The organism is Xanthobacter sp. DMC12, from assembly GCF_056314105.1.
Window position 1 is genome coordinate 287,234 of the sequence record NZ_JBQUYZ010000002.1, and the last position, 18,089, is coordinate 305,322.

An 18,089-nucleotide genomic window follows, 5' to 3' on the forward strand; every position below is an offset into this window, starting at 1 on the left:
TCGCCGGTTCAGTAGGCAAGCTTCGGCGGCGTCGGTCGCCGGTTCAAACCGTCGCGGCACCCTTGACCCGGCAGGCCGTCTCGTAGAGGCAGGGAGGCAATCCATCCCTTCGTCCGGGAGACACCCCATGCCGGGCTCCTCCGACGCTTTCCTCCCGGAAGGCGCCTCTCCGCCAGACGCCGCGCCCCGCCGCGGGCCGCCCGATCCCATCGCCGTCACTGTGCTCACCGGCTTTCTCGGCGCCGGCAAGACGACGCTGCTCAATGCCCTCCTCGCGGATCCGGCGCTTTCCGATACCGCCGTCCTCATCAACGAGTTCGGCGAGGTCGGGCTGGACCACCTGTTCGTGCGGCCGGTGGAGGAGGGCATCGTGATGCTCTCGTCCGGCTGCCTGTGCTGCACCGTGCGGGGCGATCTGGTCGCCGCGCTGGAAGACCTGCTGCGCGGCCGCGACAACGATCGCCTTCCCCCTTTTTCCCGCGTCGTCATCGAGACCACCGGCCTTGCCGATCCGGCACCGGTGATCCACACGCTGATGACGCATCCCTATCTCGGCCTGCGCTATCGGCTCGACGGCATCGTCTGCGTGGTGGATGCGGTCAACGGCGACGCCACCCTCGACGCCCACGCCGAGGCGGTGAAGCAGGCGGCGGTGGCCGACCGCATCGTCCTCACCAAGACGGATCTCGTGACCAACGCCGAACCCCTAGACGCGCTGAGGACGCGGCTGCATCGCCTCGCCCCGGCGGCGAAGATCGTCGATGCGGCGGCGGGGGAAGCGACGGCGGACGCCCTGCTCGGCGCCGGACTGTTCGACGCGAAGACGCGGACCCCGGACGTCGCCCGCTGGCTCGCGGCCGAGGATGTGGCGGCGGCGCAGAGCGAGGTGGATCCCTCGGGTCTCGACCCCAACCGTCACGACAGCCGCATCCGCGCCTTCACCCTCGCCACCGACGCCGCCATTCCGGCCGCGACGCTGGACCTGTTCCTGGAATTGCTGCGGGCGACCCATGGCGCCAGCCTGCTCCGCATGAAGGGCATCGTGAAGCTGGCCGAGGAACCGGACACGCCCGTGGTGCTTCACGCCGTGCAGCATGTGATGCACCCGCCCGCCCGCCTCGCTGGCTGGCCCGACGACGACCACAGGAGCCGCCTCGTGATGATCGTGCGCGACCTCGACCCCAAAGTGATCGCCCGTTTGTTCAACGCCTTCCTCGGCATCCCGCAGGTGGATATGCCGGACCGCGCCGCGCTCACCGACAATCCGCTGGCGCCTCCGGGGATGGCCCGATGAGCGCCCCCGTCCCCAGCACCGAGGCGGTGCTCTCCTTCTGGCAGGCCGCCGGACGCGAGAAGTGGTTCGGCGGTGGTCCGGCCTTCGACGAAGAGGTCCGCGCCGCTTTGCTGCCGGCCTATGAGGCCGCGGCGGAAAGCGCCCTCGACAGCTGGCAGGGCACCGCGCCCGGCGCGCTCGCCCGCATCATCCTCCTGGATCAGGTGCCGCGGAACGTGTTCCGGGGCACGCCGCAGGCCTTCGCCACCGATGCCATGGCTCTAGCGGCGGCGGAGAAGGCGGTGGATCGCGGCTTCGACGCGGACCCGTCCATTCCGGAGGCGCTGCGCAGCTTCTTCTATCTGCCCTTCATGCACGCGGAGGACCCGGCGGCTCAGGCCAGATGCGTGGCGCTCTACAAGGCGCTGGGGCAGGAGGAAGGGGTGCGCTACGCGCTCATCCACCAGGAGTGCATCGAGCGCTTCGGCCGCTTCCCCCATCGCAACGCCATCCTCGGCCGCGCGACCACGCCGGAAGAGGCGGACTATCTGGCAAACGGCGGCTTCAGCGGCTGAGGCGCACCTTTACACCTTCCCCGGCGGCCCGGCCGGTGGCGATGACCGCCTGAAGCAGGTAGCCGCCCGTGGGCGCCTCCCAATCCAGCATCTCGCCGGCGACGAACACCGGCGGGAGGTGGGGCGGCAGGCCGAGGAGCGAAAAGTCTCCGGCGATACCCTCCCAGCCGATGCCACCGGCCGATGAGATGGCCCGCTCCAGCCTGGCATGGCCGGTGACGGTCAGCGGGAGCGCCTTGATGAGGCGGGCCAGCGTCGCCGGATCGGATTTGCCCGGGCCAAGCTTGGCCGGGCCGGTCGCCTCGCGGAGGAGCCCCACCGCTACCGGCGCCAGTCCTGCCGCCTTCCGCAGGAAGGTGGAGAGCGAGGCGCTGCCCGGCCCGCCGCCGAGCCGGCGCGCCAGCTCTGCGCCATCGAGGTCGGGCCGAAGATCCACATGCAGCGTCACGGCACCATCCGTCAGCGCCCGCCGGATCGGCGCGGAAAGGGCGTAGACAGCCCCGCCTTCCAGCCCGGCCGCGCTCACCATGGCCTCGCCCTTGACCGTCACGCCGTTGAAGGTGAGCGCGATGCGCTTCAGCGGCGTGCCGGCGAACTTCTGCCGGAAAATCTCGGACCAGGGGACGAGCACGCCCATATTGGCCGGCACGAAGTCGTTGATCTGCACGCCGAGCGTGCGCAGCGCCGGCACGAAGGCGCCATCCGATCCCAGCCGCGGCCAGGAGGCGCCGCCGAGGGCGAGGATGACGGCATCCGCCTTCACCTCGGCCCGGCCGTCGGGCGTCTCGAACAGCAGGGCCCCGGTGGTGTCGACGCCCCGCCAGTCGTGGCGGGGATGGAAGGTGACGCCGTTCGCCGCGAGCCGGCCCAGCCAGGCGCGCAGCAGCGGCGAGGCCTTGAAGCTCTTGGGGAAGACGCGGCCGCTGGAGCCGACGAACGTCTCCTCTCCCAGCCCCGCCGCCCAGTCGCGCAGCGCCTGTGGCGGGAAGGCATTGAGCGCGGGGGCGATGCGCTCCGCGGACGTGCCATAGCGGGCGCGGAAGGCGTCCGCCGGTTCGGAATGGGTGAGGTTCAGCCCGCCGCGCCCCGCCATCAGGAACTTCCGCGCGGCGGATGGCATGCGGTCATAGAGCGCCACCCGCAGACCGGCCGCCGACAACACCTCCGCGGCCGCGAGCCCGGCCGGGCCGGCGCCGACGATGGCGATGAAGGGGGGAGGCTGGATCACGATGGGGTCCGGGGTTTTGGGGGTGACCGGGTGTAAGCACGACCGCGCCCCGGACGCCAGCGTTCTCGGCTCTGCGGCCCGCAAAGCCGTGGACGGCGGGGATTTGGCGCAGCGGCCATCGACGTGCGGGCGCGCGATGCTATGTATGGGGCAGGCCAGCGACGGCCCCGAAGGCAGGCAGATGAGCGACGAGCAGCACACCGACGACCAGCAGGACGGACCGGGCTTCGACCTCGGCCTGCCCGAAGCTGCGCCGACGCCTGCCGCCCCCGCACCCGCCCAAACTGCGCCCGCCGAGGCCTCGCCCGGCGCCTACCGCGTGCTGGCGCGCAAATACCGGCCGCAGAATTTCGCGGACCTCATCGGCCAGGAGGCCATGGTCCGCACCCTGCGCAACGCCTTCTCCTCGGGGCGGATCGCGCAGGCCTACATCCTCACTGGCGTGCGCGGCGTGGGCAAGACCACAACCGCCCGCATCCTTGCCCGCGCCCTGAACTACGAGCCGGCCGACGGCGCCCCCGGCGGCCCGAGCCTCGATCTCGCGGTCATGGGCAAGCACTGCCGCGACATCATCGAATCCCGCCATGTGGACGTGATGGAGATGGACGCCGCGTCCAACACCTCCATCAACGACATCCGCGAGATCATCGAGAGCGCCCGCTACCGTCCGGTGATGGCGCGCTACAAGGTCTACATCATCGACGAAGTGCACATGCTCTCCACGGCGGCCTTCAACGGGCTGCTGAAGACGCTGGAAGAGCCGCCGGAGCATGTGAAGTTCATCTTCGCCACCACCGAGATCCGCAAGGTGCCCGTCACCGTGCTGTCCCGCTGCCAGCGCTTCGACCTGCGCCGGGTGGAGGCGGGCACGCTCGCCGCGCACCTCTCCGGCATCTGCGCGCGCGAGGGCGTGACCATCGAGCCGGAAGCGCTCTCCATCGTCGCCCGCGCGGCCGAGGGCTCGGTGCGCGACAGCCTTTCGCTGCTGGATCAGGCCATCGCCCATGGCGGCGGCACGGTGAGCGCGGATGAGGTGCGCCGCCTCCTCGGTCTTGCCGACAAGGGGCGCGTCATCGACCTGTTCGAGGCGCTGATGAAGGGCGAGATGGCCCGCGCGCTGGCGGAATTCCGCGACCAGTACGATTCCGGCGCCGACCCTGCCGTCATCCTGACCGACCTTGCCGATTTCACCCATCTCGTCACCCGCCTGAAGATCGTTCCCGACGCAGCGGACGACGCGGCGCTGGTAGAAGCCGAGCGGGTGCGGGGGTCGGAGATGGCGCAGGGCCTCTCCATGCGGGTGCTGGCCCGCGCCTGGCAGATGCTCTCGAAGGGCATCGGCGAGGTGCAGCAGGCGCCCAAGCCCGCCCAGGCGGCGGAGATGGTGCTGGTCCGCCTCGGCTATGCCGCCGACCTGCCGACCCCGGACGAGGCGCTGCGGCGGCTGAAGGATCAGCCGGCCCCCGCGCCCGCTGCTCCGTCCCTGCCCTCCGGTGGCGGCGGCGGGGGCGGCGGCCCGCGCCTCTCCCTCGCGCCCCGTCCGGCCGAGGCCCGGCCGCAGCCGCGCGTGGAGATCCGCACCGACGCCCGCGCAGCGATGCCGGCGGAAGGTCCGCGCCTCGGCAGCCTTGCCGATGTGGCGGCCCTCGCCGCGGCCCGCCGCGATCTCGCCCTCAAGCATGGGATCGAGACGCAGTTGCGCCCGGTGCATGTGGAGGACGGGCGCATCGAGGTGGCGCTGGTGCCCGGCGCACCGGGAACCCTCATTCAGGATCTGTCCCGCAAGCTCAACGACTGGACCGGCCGGCGCTGGATGGTCTCGGTCTCCTCCCAGTCCGGCGGGCCGACGCTGGCGGAGGAGAATGCGGCGGTGAAGGCCGAGCGGGAGGAGGGCATCAAGGCCCATCCTTTGGTGGCCGCCGTGCTCGCCCGCTTCCCCGGCGCCGAGGTGGTGGACGTGCGCACCCGCGAGGAGCCCCCCGCCGACGAGGGCCTCGCGCCCTCCGAAGAGGATTACCTCGCCGGACCGGGCGCCGACGACGAGATCGAATTCTAAGCAAGGGATTGGAGCACCATGCGCGACCTCATGGGCATGATGAAGCAGGCCAAGGAGCTTCAGGACCGCATGCAGCAGATGCAGGCGGAACTGGAGACCGTCGAGGTGGACGGCGCGTCCGGCGGAGGCCTCGTCTCGGTGCGGGTTACGGCCAAGGGCGAATGCAAGGCGGTGCGCATCGACCCTTCGCTGGTGAAGCCGGACGAGGTGGAAATCCTCGAAGACCTCATCGTCGCGGCCTTGGCCGACGCCCGCGGCAAGGCCGAGCGGGTGATGCAGGAGAAGATGAAGTCGCTCACCGGCGGGCTGGCCTTGCCGCCGGGGCTGAACCTGTTCTGACGTCAGCGCTCCCAGACCATGCCGGCGAGGCGCGGGTCTGCGGCGAAGGCCTCACGTCCGAAGGACAGTTGCTGGCGCGGCGCCTCGCAGACAGCTGAAACGCCGGTGCGGCCGAGCAACACGTGCCATGTCCGCCGCTCCACCGGTGCCGGGGCCGCGAAGGCCGCGCAGGCGAGCACGGCGAGGTTGGCGCCCGCATCGAGATCGCGCACGGAGCGGTAGCGGATGATCTCCACCGCCGCCGCCCGCGCCGCATCGGCGAGATGTTGGCAGGGGCCATAGTCGATGGGGTGGGTCCAGGCCGACCCGTCGCGGGAGAGCGGTTCTGCCGTGAGATCGAGATGGCGGTCCGTCCGCACCTCGGCAGCGAAGGCGGTGAACTGGCCGGCGCTGCGCGGCCATGGCGTCCCCGGCGATTCCGCGAAGAACAGCAGGCGATAGAAGGCCAGCTCCGCCAGCGCGGTCTCCGGCTGCTCCGCCGCATAATAGACGCCGGCCGTGCGCCCCGCGCGGCGGAAGCGCGAGCCGTGGGGGTAGGGTGGCTCGTAGCGGAAGGGCGTGAACAGCAGATAGTCGAGATGCCGGCACTCGGGCGGGAGGGGCGGCTTGGTGGCCTCGATGAGGTCTTCCAGCACCTTCTGCTCGTCGGTGTCGTCCACCAGCTTGAGCGTGGACGTGAGGTGCTGCGCCTCCACCAGCCGCCAGCAGCGCCCGGCATAGGGCCGCGCCTCAGACGACAGCGCGTCGGGCGTCCAGATAGGCGATGACATCCATCAATCCCGGGATGGTCCTGATCTTGTCGATGGGCGCGGCGTCCAGCGCGGTGTTGGGGCTGGTGAGCCATGCGCGGGCGATGCGCTCATCCCCGCCAGCGATGGCGTCCAGCGAGCGGAACAGGCGCACGAACAGGATGGCCAGCTCGAACGGCTTGGTGCCGGCCTCCAGCGCGAATTCACCCTTCTTCATGCGGGTCAGCGAGGCGGGGCTGAGGCCGACGACGGCGGCGAGCGTCGCCCCCGTGACGCCCAGCCGGTCCGCGGCGCGCAGCAGGGCCTTGGTCAGAACCGCGCCCTGGCTGAGGGGCGCTTCGGCGAGGGGGGCAGCACGCATGTGGGCTCCCGGTACGTTCATGTGGAAAGAATAGCACGGGATAATTTCTAGGGGAATATCTTCGCGCTTGGAGAGGCCCAAAAGAAAAGGGCGGCCTCGAGGCCGCCCTTCCCAATTCAACGCTGATGCGACGGATCACTCCGCCGCGCCGGCCTCGCCCTCGGAGGCGGTGCGGCCGGCTTCGCGCTCGGCCTTGGCCTTGGCTTCGAGGTCCTCGCCGGTGGCCTGGTCGACCACCTTCATGGACAGGCGGGTCTTGCCGCGCTCGTCGAAGCCCATCAGCTTCACCTTCACCTTGTCGCCTTCCTTGACGACGTCGGAGGGCTTGGCCACGCGCTCGTTGGCCATCTGCGACACGTGGACGAGGCCGTCCTTGGAGCCGAAGAAGTTCACGAAGGCGCCGAAGTCCACCACCTTCACCACGGTGCCCTCATAGATCTGGCCCACTTCCGGCTCGGAAGCGATGGACTTGATCCAGTTGATGGCCGCCTTGATCGAGTCGCCGTTGGCGGACGCGATCTTGATGGTGCCGTCGTCCTCGATGTTGATCTTGGCGCCGGTCTTCTCGACGATCTCGCGGATCACCTTGCCGCCGGAGCCGATCACTTCGCGGATCTTGTCCACGGCGATCTTCATCACCTCGATGCGCGGGGCATGCTCGCCGAGTTCCGCGCGGGCGGTGGTGAGGGCCTTGGCCATCTCGCCCAGGATGTGGACGCGGCCGTCCTTCGCCTGGGTGAGGGCGACCTTCATGATCTCCTCGGTGATGCCGGCGATCTTGATGTCCATCTGGAGCGAGGTCACGCCCTGCTCCGTGCCGGCCACCTTGAAGTCCATGTCGCCGAGGTGGTCCTCGTCGCCGAGGATGTCGGAGAGCACCGCAAACTTCTGATCCTCGAGGATCAGGCCCATGGCGATGCCCGCCACCGGACGGCGCAGCGGCACGCCGGCATCCATCAGCGCCAGCGAGGTGCCGCAGACGGTGGCCATGGAGGACGAGCCGTTGGACTCGAGGATCTCCGACACCACGCGCAGGGTGTAGGGGAACTCGTGCTTGGCCGGCAGCATGGGGTGGATGGCGCGCCAGGCGAGCTTGCCGTGGCCGATCTCGCGGCGGCCGGGCGAACCCATGCGGCCGGTCTCGCCCACGGAGAAGGGCGGGAAGTTGTAGTGCAGCAGGAAGTGCTCCTTGTAGGTGCCTTCCAGGCTGTCGATGAACTGCTCATCCTCGCCGGTGCCGAGGGTGGCGACCACCAGGGCCTGCGTCTCGCCGCGGGTGAACAGGGCGGAGCCGTGGGCGCGCGGCAGGATGCCGACCTCGGAGACGATCGGGCGAACGGTGCGCACGTCGCGGCCGTCGATGCGGATGCCGTCGTCGAGGATGTTCCAGCGCACGATCTTGGCTTCGAGCGCCTTGAACACCTCGGAGACCACCTGCGGGTTCGGCACGGACGTGCCGCCGATGGCGAGCTCCTCGTAATACTTCTTCACCTTGGACTTGGCGGCGCCGACGGCGGCGTAGCGGTCCTGCTTCTGCTTGATCTTGTAGGCGGCGCGCAGATCGTGCTCGGCGATCTCCTTCACCTTGGCCTCGATCTCCGAGACGTCGAGCGGCGCGAAGGTGCGGGGCTCCTTGGCGGCCTTCTCGGCGAGGCGGATGATGGCCTCGATCACCGGCTGGAAGTGGCGGTGGCCGAACATCACGGCGCCGAGCATGATCTCCTCGGGCAGCTCTTTCGCTTCCGATTCCACCATCAGCACCGCGTCGCCCGTGCCGGCGACCACGAGATCGAGGGAGCTTTCCTTCACCTCGTCCACGGTGGGGTTGAGCACGTACTCATTGTCGATGAAGCCAACGCGGGCGGCGCCCACCGGACCCATGAAGGGGATGCCGGAGAGGGTCAGCGCGGCGGAGGCGGCGACCAGCGAGACGATATCCGGATCGTTCTCGAGGTCATGCGCCAGCACGGTGACGACCACCTGGGTGTCGCACTTGTAGCCCTCGGGGAAGAGGGGACGGATCGGGCGGTCGATGAGGCGGGAGACCAGCGTCTCCTTCTCGGACGGACGACCCTCGCGCTTGAAGTAGCCGCCGGGGATGCGGCCGGCCGCGTAGGTCTTTTCCTGGTAGTTCACGGTCAGCGGGAAGAAGTCCTGGCCCGGCTTCGGCTCCTTGGCCGAAACGACGGTGGCGAGGACCTTGGTGTCGCCGTAGGTGGCCAGCACGGAGCCGTCGGCCTGGCGGGCCATCTTGCCCGTCTCGAGGGTGAGGGTGGTTCCGCCCCAGTCCAGCTCTTCGCGGTGGATGTCGAACATGTCTTGCTCTTTCAGTTCAGGCGCGAACGAAAAAAGCCATGAGCAAGACGGCCGGACGCGCCGCGCGAAGCCAACCCCTCATGCGGGGGCTCCGACGGTTGCGTCCGGCGATCCTGCCATGGCTTTTTCCATTCACGGACCCGCAGCAGGCCCCATGCCCGCTGCGCAAATGCACCCCCCGTGGCGGGGGCGCGCGGCGCCAACCGTTCCTCGGCCGGCGCCGGAAACCGGCGTCAGCGGCGGATGCCCAGACGGCCGATGAGGGACTTGTAGCGGCCCTCGTCCTTCTTCTTCAGATAGTCGAGGAGGCTGCGCCGCTGCGAGACGAGCTTCAGAAGCCCGCGACGCGAGTGGTTGTCCTTGTTGTGGGACTTGAAGTGCTCGGTGAGGTTGGTGATGCGCTCGGTGAGGATCGCCACCTGCACCTCGGGCGAACCCGTGTCGCCGTCCTTGGCACCAAAGTCCTTGATGAGCGCCTGCTTGCGCTCGGCCGTGATCGACATCGGTCAATCCTTTCAACAGAGAGTGGGAAGGAGGCGGAAGCCCTGGCGCCGGGTCCCTCCAGAAGTTCCTTCGGGAGGTAACGGCGGGCTCTCGATCTCCGCTCGGCCGGGCCGGGATGTCGTCCAGCACGGTCGAAGCTGTGCGAAACTTAGGGCCGGTCCAGCGACCGCCCGTTGCCGTTTCCGTATTGCCGTCAGCATATTAAGCTGCCAACAGGAAACGCGGCGCCCCGAAGGGCACCGTCCGCGCGGCGGACTATAGCCAAATTTCCGCGCCCGGCCAGCGGAATGTTTCGCGGCTTCCGGGGGGGCTCAGTCCGCGCCCTGATCGGGCGTGTGGCCGGCGGCGGTGATGCCGGCGATGGCGCAGGCCTCGTCATTGTCGGAGGTGTCGCCGGAGATGCCGACCACGCCGATCACCTTGCCGTCGCCGGAGCGGATCAGCACGCCGCCCGGCACGGGAATCAGCGAGCCGCCGATGGCGGAGGTGGCGGCGGCGATGAAGAAGGGCTGGTCCTTCGCCCGCTTGAAGAGCGAGCGCGAGCCCATGCCCAGCGCCAGCGCGCCCTTGGCCTTGCCGAGGGCGATGTCCATGCGGTTGAGGCTGGTGCCGTCCTCGGATCCGGCCGCCTTGAGCGCGCCGCGCGCATCGAGCACGCAGACGGCGAGCGGGTTCATGCTGCCCGCCCGCGCATGGGCGAGGGCCGTCGTGACGATGGTCTGGGCCTGATCGAGCTTGAGTTCCGACACGCCTTGGTCCTTTCCCCTTCGGACGCCGGGCGGCGTCGCGATTGCCTCTGATGTCTCCCTCTAGCCCATGCGGCGCCCGATGCGAACCGGGTGGGGAGGGCGGGAAAATCCTCTCCCCCGTGCGCCCGTCGCCGTGCCACCATGCGCCGCCCCGCCCCAGAGATCCGATCCGGGAGAGCCGTCATGATCCCCACGCGGACCGTAGCCCCGCGCCAGAGCCGCGAACCCGGGCATCGTCGCAAGTTTCTGGTGGTGGTGGACGATACCCCGGAATGCGACCGCGCCGTTTATTACGCCGCCCGCCGCGCCGCCGGCACCGAGGGCGGGGTGGTGATGCTGGGGGTTCTGGAACTTGAAGGCGTCAGCCAGCAATGGCTCGGCGTCGCCGATCTCATGCGGGCCGAGGCTCATGAGGAAATGGAGGCGCGACTCGCCAAGTACGTCGCGCGGGCGCGGCAGGTGGCGGGCATCGCACCGGAGACCGTGATCCGGGAGGGTGCTTTGGCGGAAGCCATCGGTTCCGTGATCCACGAGGACCGCGATATCGCCATCCTGGTGCTTGCCGCCGGGACCGGAAAGGAGGGGCCGGGGCCGCTGGTCGCCTCGCTTGCTGCCGGCCATGCGGCGCGGTTTCCCATCCCCGTCACCATCGTGCCGGGTGCGCTGACCGATCAGGAACTGGACGGGCTGGCCTGAGAGCGTAAACCGCCGGGACGGATCGCTCCATCCCGGCGGTCGCGCGGCCCGGCGAGAAACGCAAGGACTTGATCCTCGCTCGGGACGGCGGTTCGAATGTCTGGTTGATCCGGCAGCTTTGGCGGATCGGGCGCGGCAGGCCTGACGCGGACGGGCCATCGAGATAGGGTGATGGCGGGCTCTTCAGCGTCGGGCGTCGCCATCGACGGGTCGAGGCGGAGCGCGGTCGGCCGGCTTGAACACCCCGCGTGCGGCGCAATTGCGGCGGCCCGGCTCGGGTGGGGCGGATGTGCCATGCGCGAATCGCAGGTCATTGCCGGCAAAGCGCTAACTTGGACGCCGGGCTTGCGTCTCCGGCGTTTCCGTCTATATTAGCGCCGTCCCCCATGGGGATGCCTCAGCGCCATCGCAGTCGAAGGTGATGAGAGTGGGCCCCGGTCGGGACCCGCTCCTTTTCTGCTTATCCGGTGTCCCGCGACACCAGATGCGCCCTCCAGGGCGCCGGGCGGGCCTGATGGCCATATGAATTTCGGGCGCCGGTGCCGAGCCGCCGCGTCTGGCAAAAAATGAACCAGCGGACGACGCGCGGCGGACAAGCCGGCGCGAAGCGATCCGCACCCGGAGTGACATGACCGAGATCAACGCCGTGCTGGACGATCCCAACGAGCCGCGCCTCATCACCGAGACCGGCGTGGCGGCCCGTGTCGCCGCCATCGCTTCCGGCGTGCTCGGCGGCCTGGGCTATCGCCTGGTGCGCGTGAAGGTGACGAACCGCGACGGCGGCACCGTGCAGATCATGGCCGAGCGCCCCGACGGCACCATGTCCATCGACGATTGCGAGGCTGCCTCCCGCGCCCTCTCGCCGGTGCTCGATGTGGAAGACCCCATCGCCAGCGCCTATCGCCTCGAAATGTCCTCGCCCGGCATCGATCGGCCGCTGGTGCGGCTGTCGGATTTCGTGCGCTGGGCGGGCCACGAGGTGAAGGTGGAGATGAGCGTGCCGGTGGACAGCCGCAAGCGCTTCCGCGGCATCCTCACCGGCGCCGAAGATGGCGATGCGCTGGTGCGCCGCACCGATGCGCGCGCCGATGAAGAGCCCACCGTCCGCCTGCCGCTCCGCGACATCCACGATGCCCGCCTCGTGCTCACCGACGCGCTGATCCGAGAGGCGCTGCGCGCGGCCAAGGCCGCCGGCCAGGAGCTGGACGAGGAGGCCGAGGACTTCCTCGACACCGTCGATCCGCTGGAGGCCGACGACACGTTCGAGCCGGGCGATCTGGACGGTGATGACGACGGGGCGCCCGCCAAGCCGGCGCGCGGTCCGGTTGCCAACAAGGCCGCCACCGGCAAGGTCGCCGGCAAGAAGGCGAAGAAATCCAAGGTCGCGGGCAAGAAGCCCGATGGAAAGAAGTCCAACGCCAAGAAGAAGGCGGGCCTCGAGACGGCCGCCTCCTCGGCCAACGCCAGCAGCGTGAAGGAGAAGCACTGATGGTCGCCGTCAGCGCAAACCGGCTGGAGCTCCTGCAGATCGCCGATGCGGTCGCGCGGGAGAAGTCCATCGACCGCAGCATCGTCATCGCCGCCATGGAAGATGCCATCGCCAAGGCCGCGCGCTCGCGCTACGGCCAGGAGACGGACATCCACGCCGACATCAACTCCAAGACCGGCGAGCTGCGCCTTGCGCGCCACCTGCTGGTGGTGGACGAGGTGGAGAACACCGCCACCGAGATCACGCTGGACGGCGCCCGCCGCCACAATCCCGCGGCGCAGGTGGGCGACACCATCGCCGATACCCTGCCGCCCTTCGATTTCGGCCGCATCGCCGCGCAGAGCGCGAAGCAGGTCATCGTGCAGAAGGTGCGCGAGGCCGAGCGCGACCGGCAGTATGACGAATACAAGGACCGCATCGGCGACGTGCTGAATGGCCTCGTGAAGCGCGTCGAGTACGGCAACGTGGTCGTGGACCTCGGCCGTGGCGAAGGCATCCTGCGCCGCGACGAACTGCTGCCCCGCGAGACGGTGAAGACCGGCGACCGCATCCGCGCCTACATCTACGACGTGCGTCGCGAGCCGCGCGGTCCGCAGATCTTCCTCTCCCGCACCCATCCCCAGTTCATGGCGAAGCTGTTCGCGCAGGAAGTGCCGGAAATCTACGACGGTATCGTCGAGATCAAGGCGGTGGCCCGCGATCCCGGCTCCCGCGCCAAGATCGCCGTCATCTCCCGCGACCAGTCGGTGGACCCGGTCGGCGCCTGCGTCGGCATGCGCGGCTCGCGCGTGCAGGCGGTGGTGAACGAGTTGCAGGGCGAGAAGATCGACATCATCCCCTGGAACCCGGACATCGCCACCTTCATCGTCAACGCCCTTGCCCCCGCCGAGGTGGTGAAGGTGGTGCTCGACGAGGATCGCGAGCGCATCGAGGTGGTGGTGCCCGACGCCCAGCTCTCGCTGGCCATCGGCCGCCGCGGTCAGAACGTGCGCCTCGCCACCCAGCTCACCGGCTGGGACATCGACATCATGACCGAGCAGGAGGAGAGCGAGCGGCGGCAGAAGGAATTCGCCGAGCGCACCAAGATGTTCTCCGAGGCCCTCGATCTCGACGAGATGATGGGCCAGCTGCTCACCTCCGAGGGCTTCACCTCGGTGGAGGAGATCGCCTACGTGCCGATCTCCGAACTGGCCTCCATCGAAGGCTTCGACGAGGACACCGCCACCGAGCTGCAGTCCCGCGCCCTCAAGCACCTCGCCGAGGTGGAGGAGGCGCTCGACGCCCGCCGCAAGGAGCTGGGCGTCGAGGACGAGGTGAAGGACGTGCCCGGCGTCACCTCCAAGATGCTGGTCGCCTTCGGCGAGAATGACATCAAGACCGTCGAGGATCTCGCCGGCTGCGCCACCGACGATCTTATCGGCTGGAGCGAGCGCAAGGACGGCGAGACCATCCGCCATCCCGGCGCGCTGGACGGCTTCGAGTTCTCCCGCGAGGACGCCGAGGCCCTCATCATGCAGGCCCGCGTCGCCGCGGGCTGGATCGAGGCCGAGCCTGAAGCCGAGGGCGAAGACGCCCCGGCCGAAGACGCCTGAGCCCAAGGAGATGACCACTGGTGCACGCTATACTGGACGAGGACGAGACGGACGGGGGGCCGCGCAGCTTGTCTGCGGCGCGGGCGCCTTTGTCGCGCCTGTGCCTCGCCACGCGGCGGGTGCTGCCGGTGGCCGACATGCTCCGCTTCGTGGTGGCGCCGGACGGCGCCATCATCCCGGATCTTTCGCGTAAGCTCCCCGGCCGTGGTGCCTGGGTGGGGGCCACGCGCGCCGATTTCGAGACGGCACTGAAGAAGAAGGCCTTCGGCCGCGCCTTCAAGGGTCGCGGCAAGGCCGCGCCCGATCTCGCCGATCTGGTGGATCGGCTCATCTACAAGGACGCCCTCGCCGCCCTCTCCCTCGCCAACAAGGCGGGACGGGTCGTGACGGGCCACACCAAGGTCGAGGCGGCCCTGGGCACCGGCGATGTGCTGGTCGTCCTCAACGCCAGTGACGCGCGCCCGGACGGGGTGCGCAAGCTCAATGCCCTCCTGCGTCAGGTCGAGGCCGCCGGTTTCCGCGCGGTACACACGGTCGATTGCTTTCCCGGCATCGATTTGGACTTGGCGTTGGGGCGGTCAAATGTGGTACATGCGGCGCTGCTCGCGCATCCGACGGCCAAAGGGTTTCTGGAGCGCTGCCACAGGCTCTCGCGCTGGCGGACGGGTACGTCCCTCGGCGAGACGCTCGGGCAGGGTCCAAACCCCAGCCATGGCAATGATTTGAGCCATGGTGCTGATCTCCCGCATGACCCCGGCCGGATGCAAGGAACGGATACGGAATGAACGACACCAAGACCCCAGGCGACAAGACGCTGCATCCCGCCCCCGGCAAGACGCTCACGCTGAAGCGCCCGGTGGAGCAGGGAACGGTGCGCCAGAGCTTCAGCCATGGCCGCTCCAAGGCGGTCGTGGTGGAGAAGGTGAAGCGCCGCGTCATCGCCCCAGGTGAGGCAGGACACGGGAGCGCGCCTGCGGCGCCGGCTCCGGCCGCCCCGCCTGCGCAGGCGAAGGCGCCTGTGGCTCCGGCTGCGCCTGCCCGTCCCGCACCGGCGGCTCCCGCGCCGTCCGCTCCGGCTCCCGCCGCACCGGTGGAAGCCAAGGCTCCGGCTGCACCGCCGGCAGCACCTGTTGACACGCCTGCCGCTGCTCCCGTTGCGCCGGCTCCGGCCGCGCCTGCGCCCGCCGCTCCGGTGGAGGCGAAGGCCCCGGCTGCACCGACCGCTCCTGAGCCTGCCGCTCCGGCCCCCGCCGCTCCGGCGCCTGCCGAACCGGCACCGGCCGAACCGGTTGCTGCCAAGCCTGCTGCTGCCAAGTCGGAGGCTGCTCCGGCTGCCGCCGCTGCGGCGGCGCCTGCGGCTCCGAAGCCGGCAGCGCCTTCCGCACCGGCTCCTGCCGCGGCCCGTCCGTCCGCGCCGTCCGGCGCGCGTCCCTCCGAGGGACCGCGCTCCGCTTCCGGCCAGACGTCCCGCCCCGGTTCCGCGGGCCAGTCCTCGTCGCGCCCCGGCGCGCCGTCGCGTCCCGGCCAGCCGCCGCGTTCCGGCGGGCCCGGCTCGGATCGGGACCGTCGCCCCGGTGGCGGTGGCGCCCCGTCGCGTCCCGGCCAGCAGCGTCCCGGCGGTTCCGGCGTGGTGCTGCGCACCCTGACCGAGGAAGAGCGTAACGCCCGCGCCAGCGCGCTGGCCGACGCCCGCGTCCGCGCGGTCGAAGAGCAGCGCATGGCCGAGGAGCGCCGTGCCGCCGAGGAAGAGGCCCGTCGCCGCGCCGAGCGCGAGCGCACCGAGCGTGCCGAGCGTGAGGCCGCCGAGGCCCGCAAGCGCGAGGAAGAGGCCCGCCGCGCTCAGGAAGAGGACAAGAAGCGCAAGGCCGAGCAGGAGGCGCGCAAGCGCTTCGGCGGCGAGGAGCAGGGCGCGAGCGCCCGTCCCGCCGGTGCCGGTGCCACGAGCGCCCGTCCGCTCACCCCCCGCCCCGCCGGCACCACTGCTCCGGCAGCGGGTGGCACGGAGGAAGAAGAACGCCGTGGCGGTGCCGTCCGCCGTGGACCGGGCGCCCGCCCGGCTGCCCCGGTCAAGGTGCCCCGTGCGCCCGCCGGCCAGGAGAAGCAGCGCGGTCGCCTGACGCTCGTCACCGCCCAGTCGGGCGAGGAGGAGCGCCAGCGTTCGGTCGCCTCGTTCCGCCGCCGCACCCAGCGCATGACCGGTCACCGGCAGCAGGAGAGCAAGGAAAAGATCGCCCGTGAGGTGATCCTTCCCGAGACCATCACCATCCAGGAACTCGCCAACCGCATGTCGGAGCGGGCCGTGGACGTGATCCGCATGCTGATGAAGCAGGGCCAGATGGTGAAGATCACCGACGTGATCGACGCCGATACCGCCGAGCTCATCGCCGAGGATCTCGGCCACACCGTCCGCCGCGTGTCGGAGAGCGACGTCGAGGAAGGCCTGTTCGATACCCCGGACGCCCCCGAGACGCTGGAGCCCCGCCCGGCCGTCGTGACCATCATGGGCCACGTCGACCACGGCAAGACCTCGCTGCTCGACGCCATCCGCAAGGCCAACGTCGTCTCCGGCGAGGCCGGCGGCATCACCCAGCACATCGGTGCTTACCAGGTGACCGCGCCCTCGGGCTCGAAGATCACCTTCATCGACACCCCCGGCCACGCCGCCTTCACCGCCATGCGCGCCCGTGGCGCCAAGGTGACGGACATCGTGGTGCTGGTGGTGGCGGCCGATGACGGCGTGATGCCCCAGACGGTGGAAGCCATCAACCACGCCCGCGCCGCGCGCGTGCCGCTGATCGTGGCCATCAACAAGATCGACAAGCCCGGCGCCAAGCCCGAGCGCGTGCGCTCCGAACTGCTTCAGTATGAAGTGCAGGTGGAGAGCATGGGCGGCGAGACGCTCGAGGTGGAAGTCTCCGCCAAGGAGCACCTCAACCTCGACAAGCTGCTGGAGGCCATCGCGCTCCAGTCCGAACTGCTCGACCTGCGCGCCAATCCCAACCGCGACGCCGAAGGCACCGTGGTGGAAGCCAAGCTCGATCGCGGCCGGGGCCCCGTGGCCACCGTCCTCGTCCAGCGCGGCACCCTGCACGTGGGCGACATTGTTGTGGCCGGCGCCGAATGGGGCCGCGTGCGCGCCCTCATCTCCGACACCGGCGCCAATGTGGACGCGGCCGGCCCCTCCTTCCCAGTGGAAGTGCTGGGCTTCAACGGCACGCCGGAGGCGGGCGACCGCCTCGCCGTGGTGGAGAACGAGGCCCGCGCCCGCGAGATCACCGATTACCGCCAGCGCCAGAAGCGCGAGAAGGCGGCGGCCCGTTCCGCCACCATCCGCGGCTCGCTGGAGCAGATGATGAGCCAGGTGAAGGCTTCGGGGCGGAAGGAATTCCCCCTCATCATCAAGGGCGACGTGTCGGGCTCGGTGGAAGCCATCATCGGCGCGCTGGAGAAGGTCGGCAACGACGAGGTGCAGGCCCGCATCATCCATTCCGGCGCGGGCGGCATCAACGAGAGCGACGTGACGCTGGCGGAGACCTCCGGCGCCGCGATCATCGCCTTCAACGTGCGCGCCAACAAGGAAGCGCGCGACGCGGCCGAGCGGGCGGGCATCGAAATCCGCTACTACAACATCATCTACGACCTCGTGGATGATGTGAAGAAGGCCATGAGCGGCCTGCTCGCGCCCATCAACCGCGAGACCATGCTGGGCAACGCCCTCATCAAGGAGATCTTCCTGGTCTCCAAGGTGGGCAAGGTGGCGGGCTGCCAGGTCACCGACGGCGTCGTGGAGAGGGGCCAGCACGTGCGCCTCATCCGCGACAACGTGGTGATCCACGAAGGCAAGCTCGCGACGCTCAACCGCTTCAAGGATGCGGTGAACACCGTCCACGCGGGCCAGGACTGCGGCATGTCCTTCGAGAACTACCAGGACATGCGTGCTGGCGACGTGATCGAGTGCTTCCGCGTCGAGGTGATCCAGCGCTCGCTGTGACGTTTTCCTCTTTGCCACGGCAAAGAGGAAAAGGAGCATTCGGTGATGCGGTCCGCCGCATCACCATCACCGGAGTGGAACGGTCCAAGCCCGTCCGCTCCTCGTGTTATCGGGCGATGACGTGCTGAGGCGCGAGGCCCAAAAGGTCAGATGATGAAACTGCCAATTGCT

General features: G+C 69.7%; 15 protein-coding genes. 9 read left to right on the forward strand and 6 right to left on the reverse strand.

Annotated elements, in window-relative coordinates:
- Positions 1 to 127 precede the first annotated feature (127 nt).
- Together ACT535_RS09505 and ACT535_RS09510 are read left to right on the forward strand one after the other, a co-directional pair.
- Positions 128 to 1,294, forward strand: a complete 1,167-nt coding sequence (locus ACT535_RS09505) for a CobW family GTP-binding protein (protein ID WP_476364176.1) — start codon at positions 128 to 130, stop codon at positions 1,292 to 1,294.
- Positions 1,291 to 1,848: a DUF924 family protein gene (locus ACT535_RS09510; protein ID WP_168458516.1), complete on the forward strand. Its 558-nt coding sequence runs from the start codon at positions 1,291 to 1,293 to the stop codon at positions 1,846 to 1,848. The genes ACT535_RS09505 and ACT535_RS09510 overlap by 4 nt, the downstream gene beginning before the upstream one ends.
- Here the strand turns inward: ACT535_RS09510 and ACT535_RS09515 are convergent.
- A complete protein-coding gene (locus ACT535_RS09515) occupies positions 1,838 to 3,076 on the reverse strand; it encodes a TIGR03862 family flavoprotein (protein ID WP_476364177.1) in 1,239 nt (412 codons plus the stop codon). The genes ACT535_RS09510 and ACT535_RS09515 overlap by 11 nt on opposite strands.
- A gap of 181 nt (positions 3,077 to 3,257) precedes the next feature.
- On the opposite strand from ACT535_RS09515, the gene ACT535_RS09520 reads away from it, so the two are divergent.
- A complete protein-coding gene (locus ACT535_RS09520; protein WP_476364178.1) occupies positions 3,258 to 5,132 on the forward strand; it encodes a DNA polymerase III subunit gamma/tau in 1,875 nt (624 codons plus the stop codon).
- An 18-nt stretch (positions 5,133 to 5,150) separates the two neighbouring features.
- Positions 5,151 to 5,471 carry a YbaB/EbfC family nucleoid-associated protein gene (locus ACT535_RS09525; protein ID WP_029556421.1) on the forward strand — a complete coding sequence of 107 codons (321 nt, stop codon included), beginning with the start codon at positions 5,151 to 5,153 and terminating at the stop codon, positions 5,469 to 5,471.
- Positions 5,472 to 5,473: 2 nt separating this feature from the next.
- Here ACT535_RS09525 and ACT535_RS09530 read toward each other — a convergent pair whose 3' ends face one another.
- The 5 genes from ACT535_RS09530 to ACT535_RS09550 all read right to left on the reverse strand — a co-directional run bounded on the left by ACT535_RS09530 (position 5,474) and on the right by ACT535_RS09550 (position 10,150).
- Positions 5,474 to 6,241, reverse strand: coding sequence for an RES family NAD+ phosphorylase (locus ACT535_RS09530; protein ID WP_476364179.1), 768 nt, complete (start codon positions 6,239 to 6,241; stop codon positions 5,474 to 5,476).
- On the reverse strand, positions 6,201 to 6,581 hold the full coding sequence (locus ACT535_RS09535) for an antitoxin Xre/MbcA/ParS toxin-binding domain-containing protein (protein WP_476364180.1): 381 nt from the start codon (positions 6,579 to 6,581) through the stop codon (positions 6,201 to 6,203). Before ACT535_RS09535 ends, ACT535_RS09530 begins: the two co-directional genes overlap by 41 nt.
- Positions 6,582 to 6,716: 135 nt before the next feature.
- Positions 6,717 to 8,897 carry a polyribonucleotide nucleotidyltransferase gene (gene pnp, locus ACT535_RS09540; RefSeq protein ID WP_476325895.1) on the reverse strand — a complete coding sequence of 727 codons (2,181 nt, stop codon included), beginning with the start codon at positions 8,895 to 8,897 and terminating at the stop codon, positions 6,717 to 6,719.
- A 233-nt stretch (positions 8,898 to 9,130) separates the two neighbouring features.
- Positions 9,131 to 9,400: a 30S ribosomal protein S15 gene (gene rpsO, locus ACT535_RS09545; protein ID WP_024281319.1), complete on the reverse strand. Its 270-nt coding sequence runs from the start codon at positions 9,398 to 9,400 to the stop codon at positions 9,131 to 9,133.
- A 312-nt stretch (positions 9,401 to 9,712) separates the two neighbouring features.
- Positions 9,713 to 10,150, reverse strand: a complete 438-nt coding sequence (locus tag ACT535_RS09550) for a GlcG/HbpS family heme-binding protein (protein WP_476325893.1) — start codon at positions 10,148 to 10,150, stop codon at positions 9,713 to 9,715.
- Positions 10,151 to 10,333: 183 nt separating this feature from the next.
- Here ACT535_RS09550 and ACT535_RS09555 point away from each other — a divergent pair, with 183 nt between their 5' ends.
- The 5 genes from ACT535_RS09555 to infB all read left to right on the forward strand — a co-directional run bounded on the left by ACT535_RS09555 (position 10,334) and on the right by infB (position 17,918).
- Positions 10,334 to 10,846, forward strand: a complete 513-nt coding sequence (locus ACT535_RS09555) for a universal stress protein (RefSeq protein WP_476364181.1) — start codon at positions 10,334 to 10,336, stop codon at positions 10,844 to 10,846.
- 628 nt (positions 10,847 to 11,474) lie between these two features.
- Positions 11,475 to 12,335, forward strand: a complete 861-nt coding sequence (rimP, locus tag ACT535_RS09560; protein ID WP_168458509.1) for a ribosome maturation factor RimP — start codon at positions 11,475 to 11,477, stop codon at positions 12,333 to 12,335.
- Complete coding sequence (gene nusA, locus ACT535_RS09565) at positions 12,335 to 13,927, forward strand: transcription termination factor NusA (RefSeq protein ID WP_476364182.1); 1,593 nt, start codon at positions 12,335 to 12,337, stop codon at positions 13,925 to 13,927. The genes rimP and nusA overlap by 1 nt, the downstream gene beginning before the upstream one ends.
- A gap of 20 nt (positions 13,928 to 13,947) precedes the next feature.
- Positions 13,948 to 14,712, forward strand: coding sequence for an RNA-binding protein (locus tag ACT535_RS09570; protein ID WP_476364183.1), 765 nt, complete (start codon positions 13,948 to 13,950; stop codon positions 14,710 to 14,712).
- Entirely contained in the window at positions 14,709 to 17,918 is a 3,210-nt protein-coding gene (infB, locus tag ACT535_RS09575; protein ID WP_476364184.1) for a translation initiation factor IF-2, read from the forward strand. The genes ACT535_RS09570 and infB overlap by 4 nt, the downstream gene beginning before the upstream one ends.
- The last annotated feature ends 171 nt before the right edge of the window (positions 17,919 to 18,089 follow it).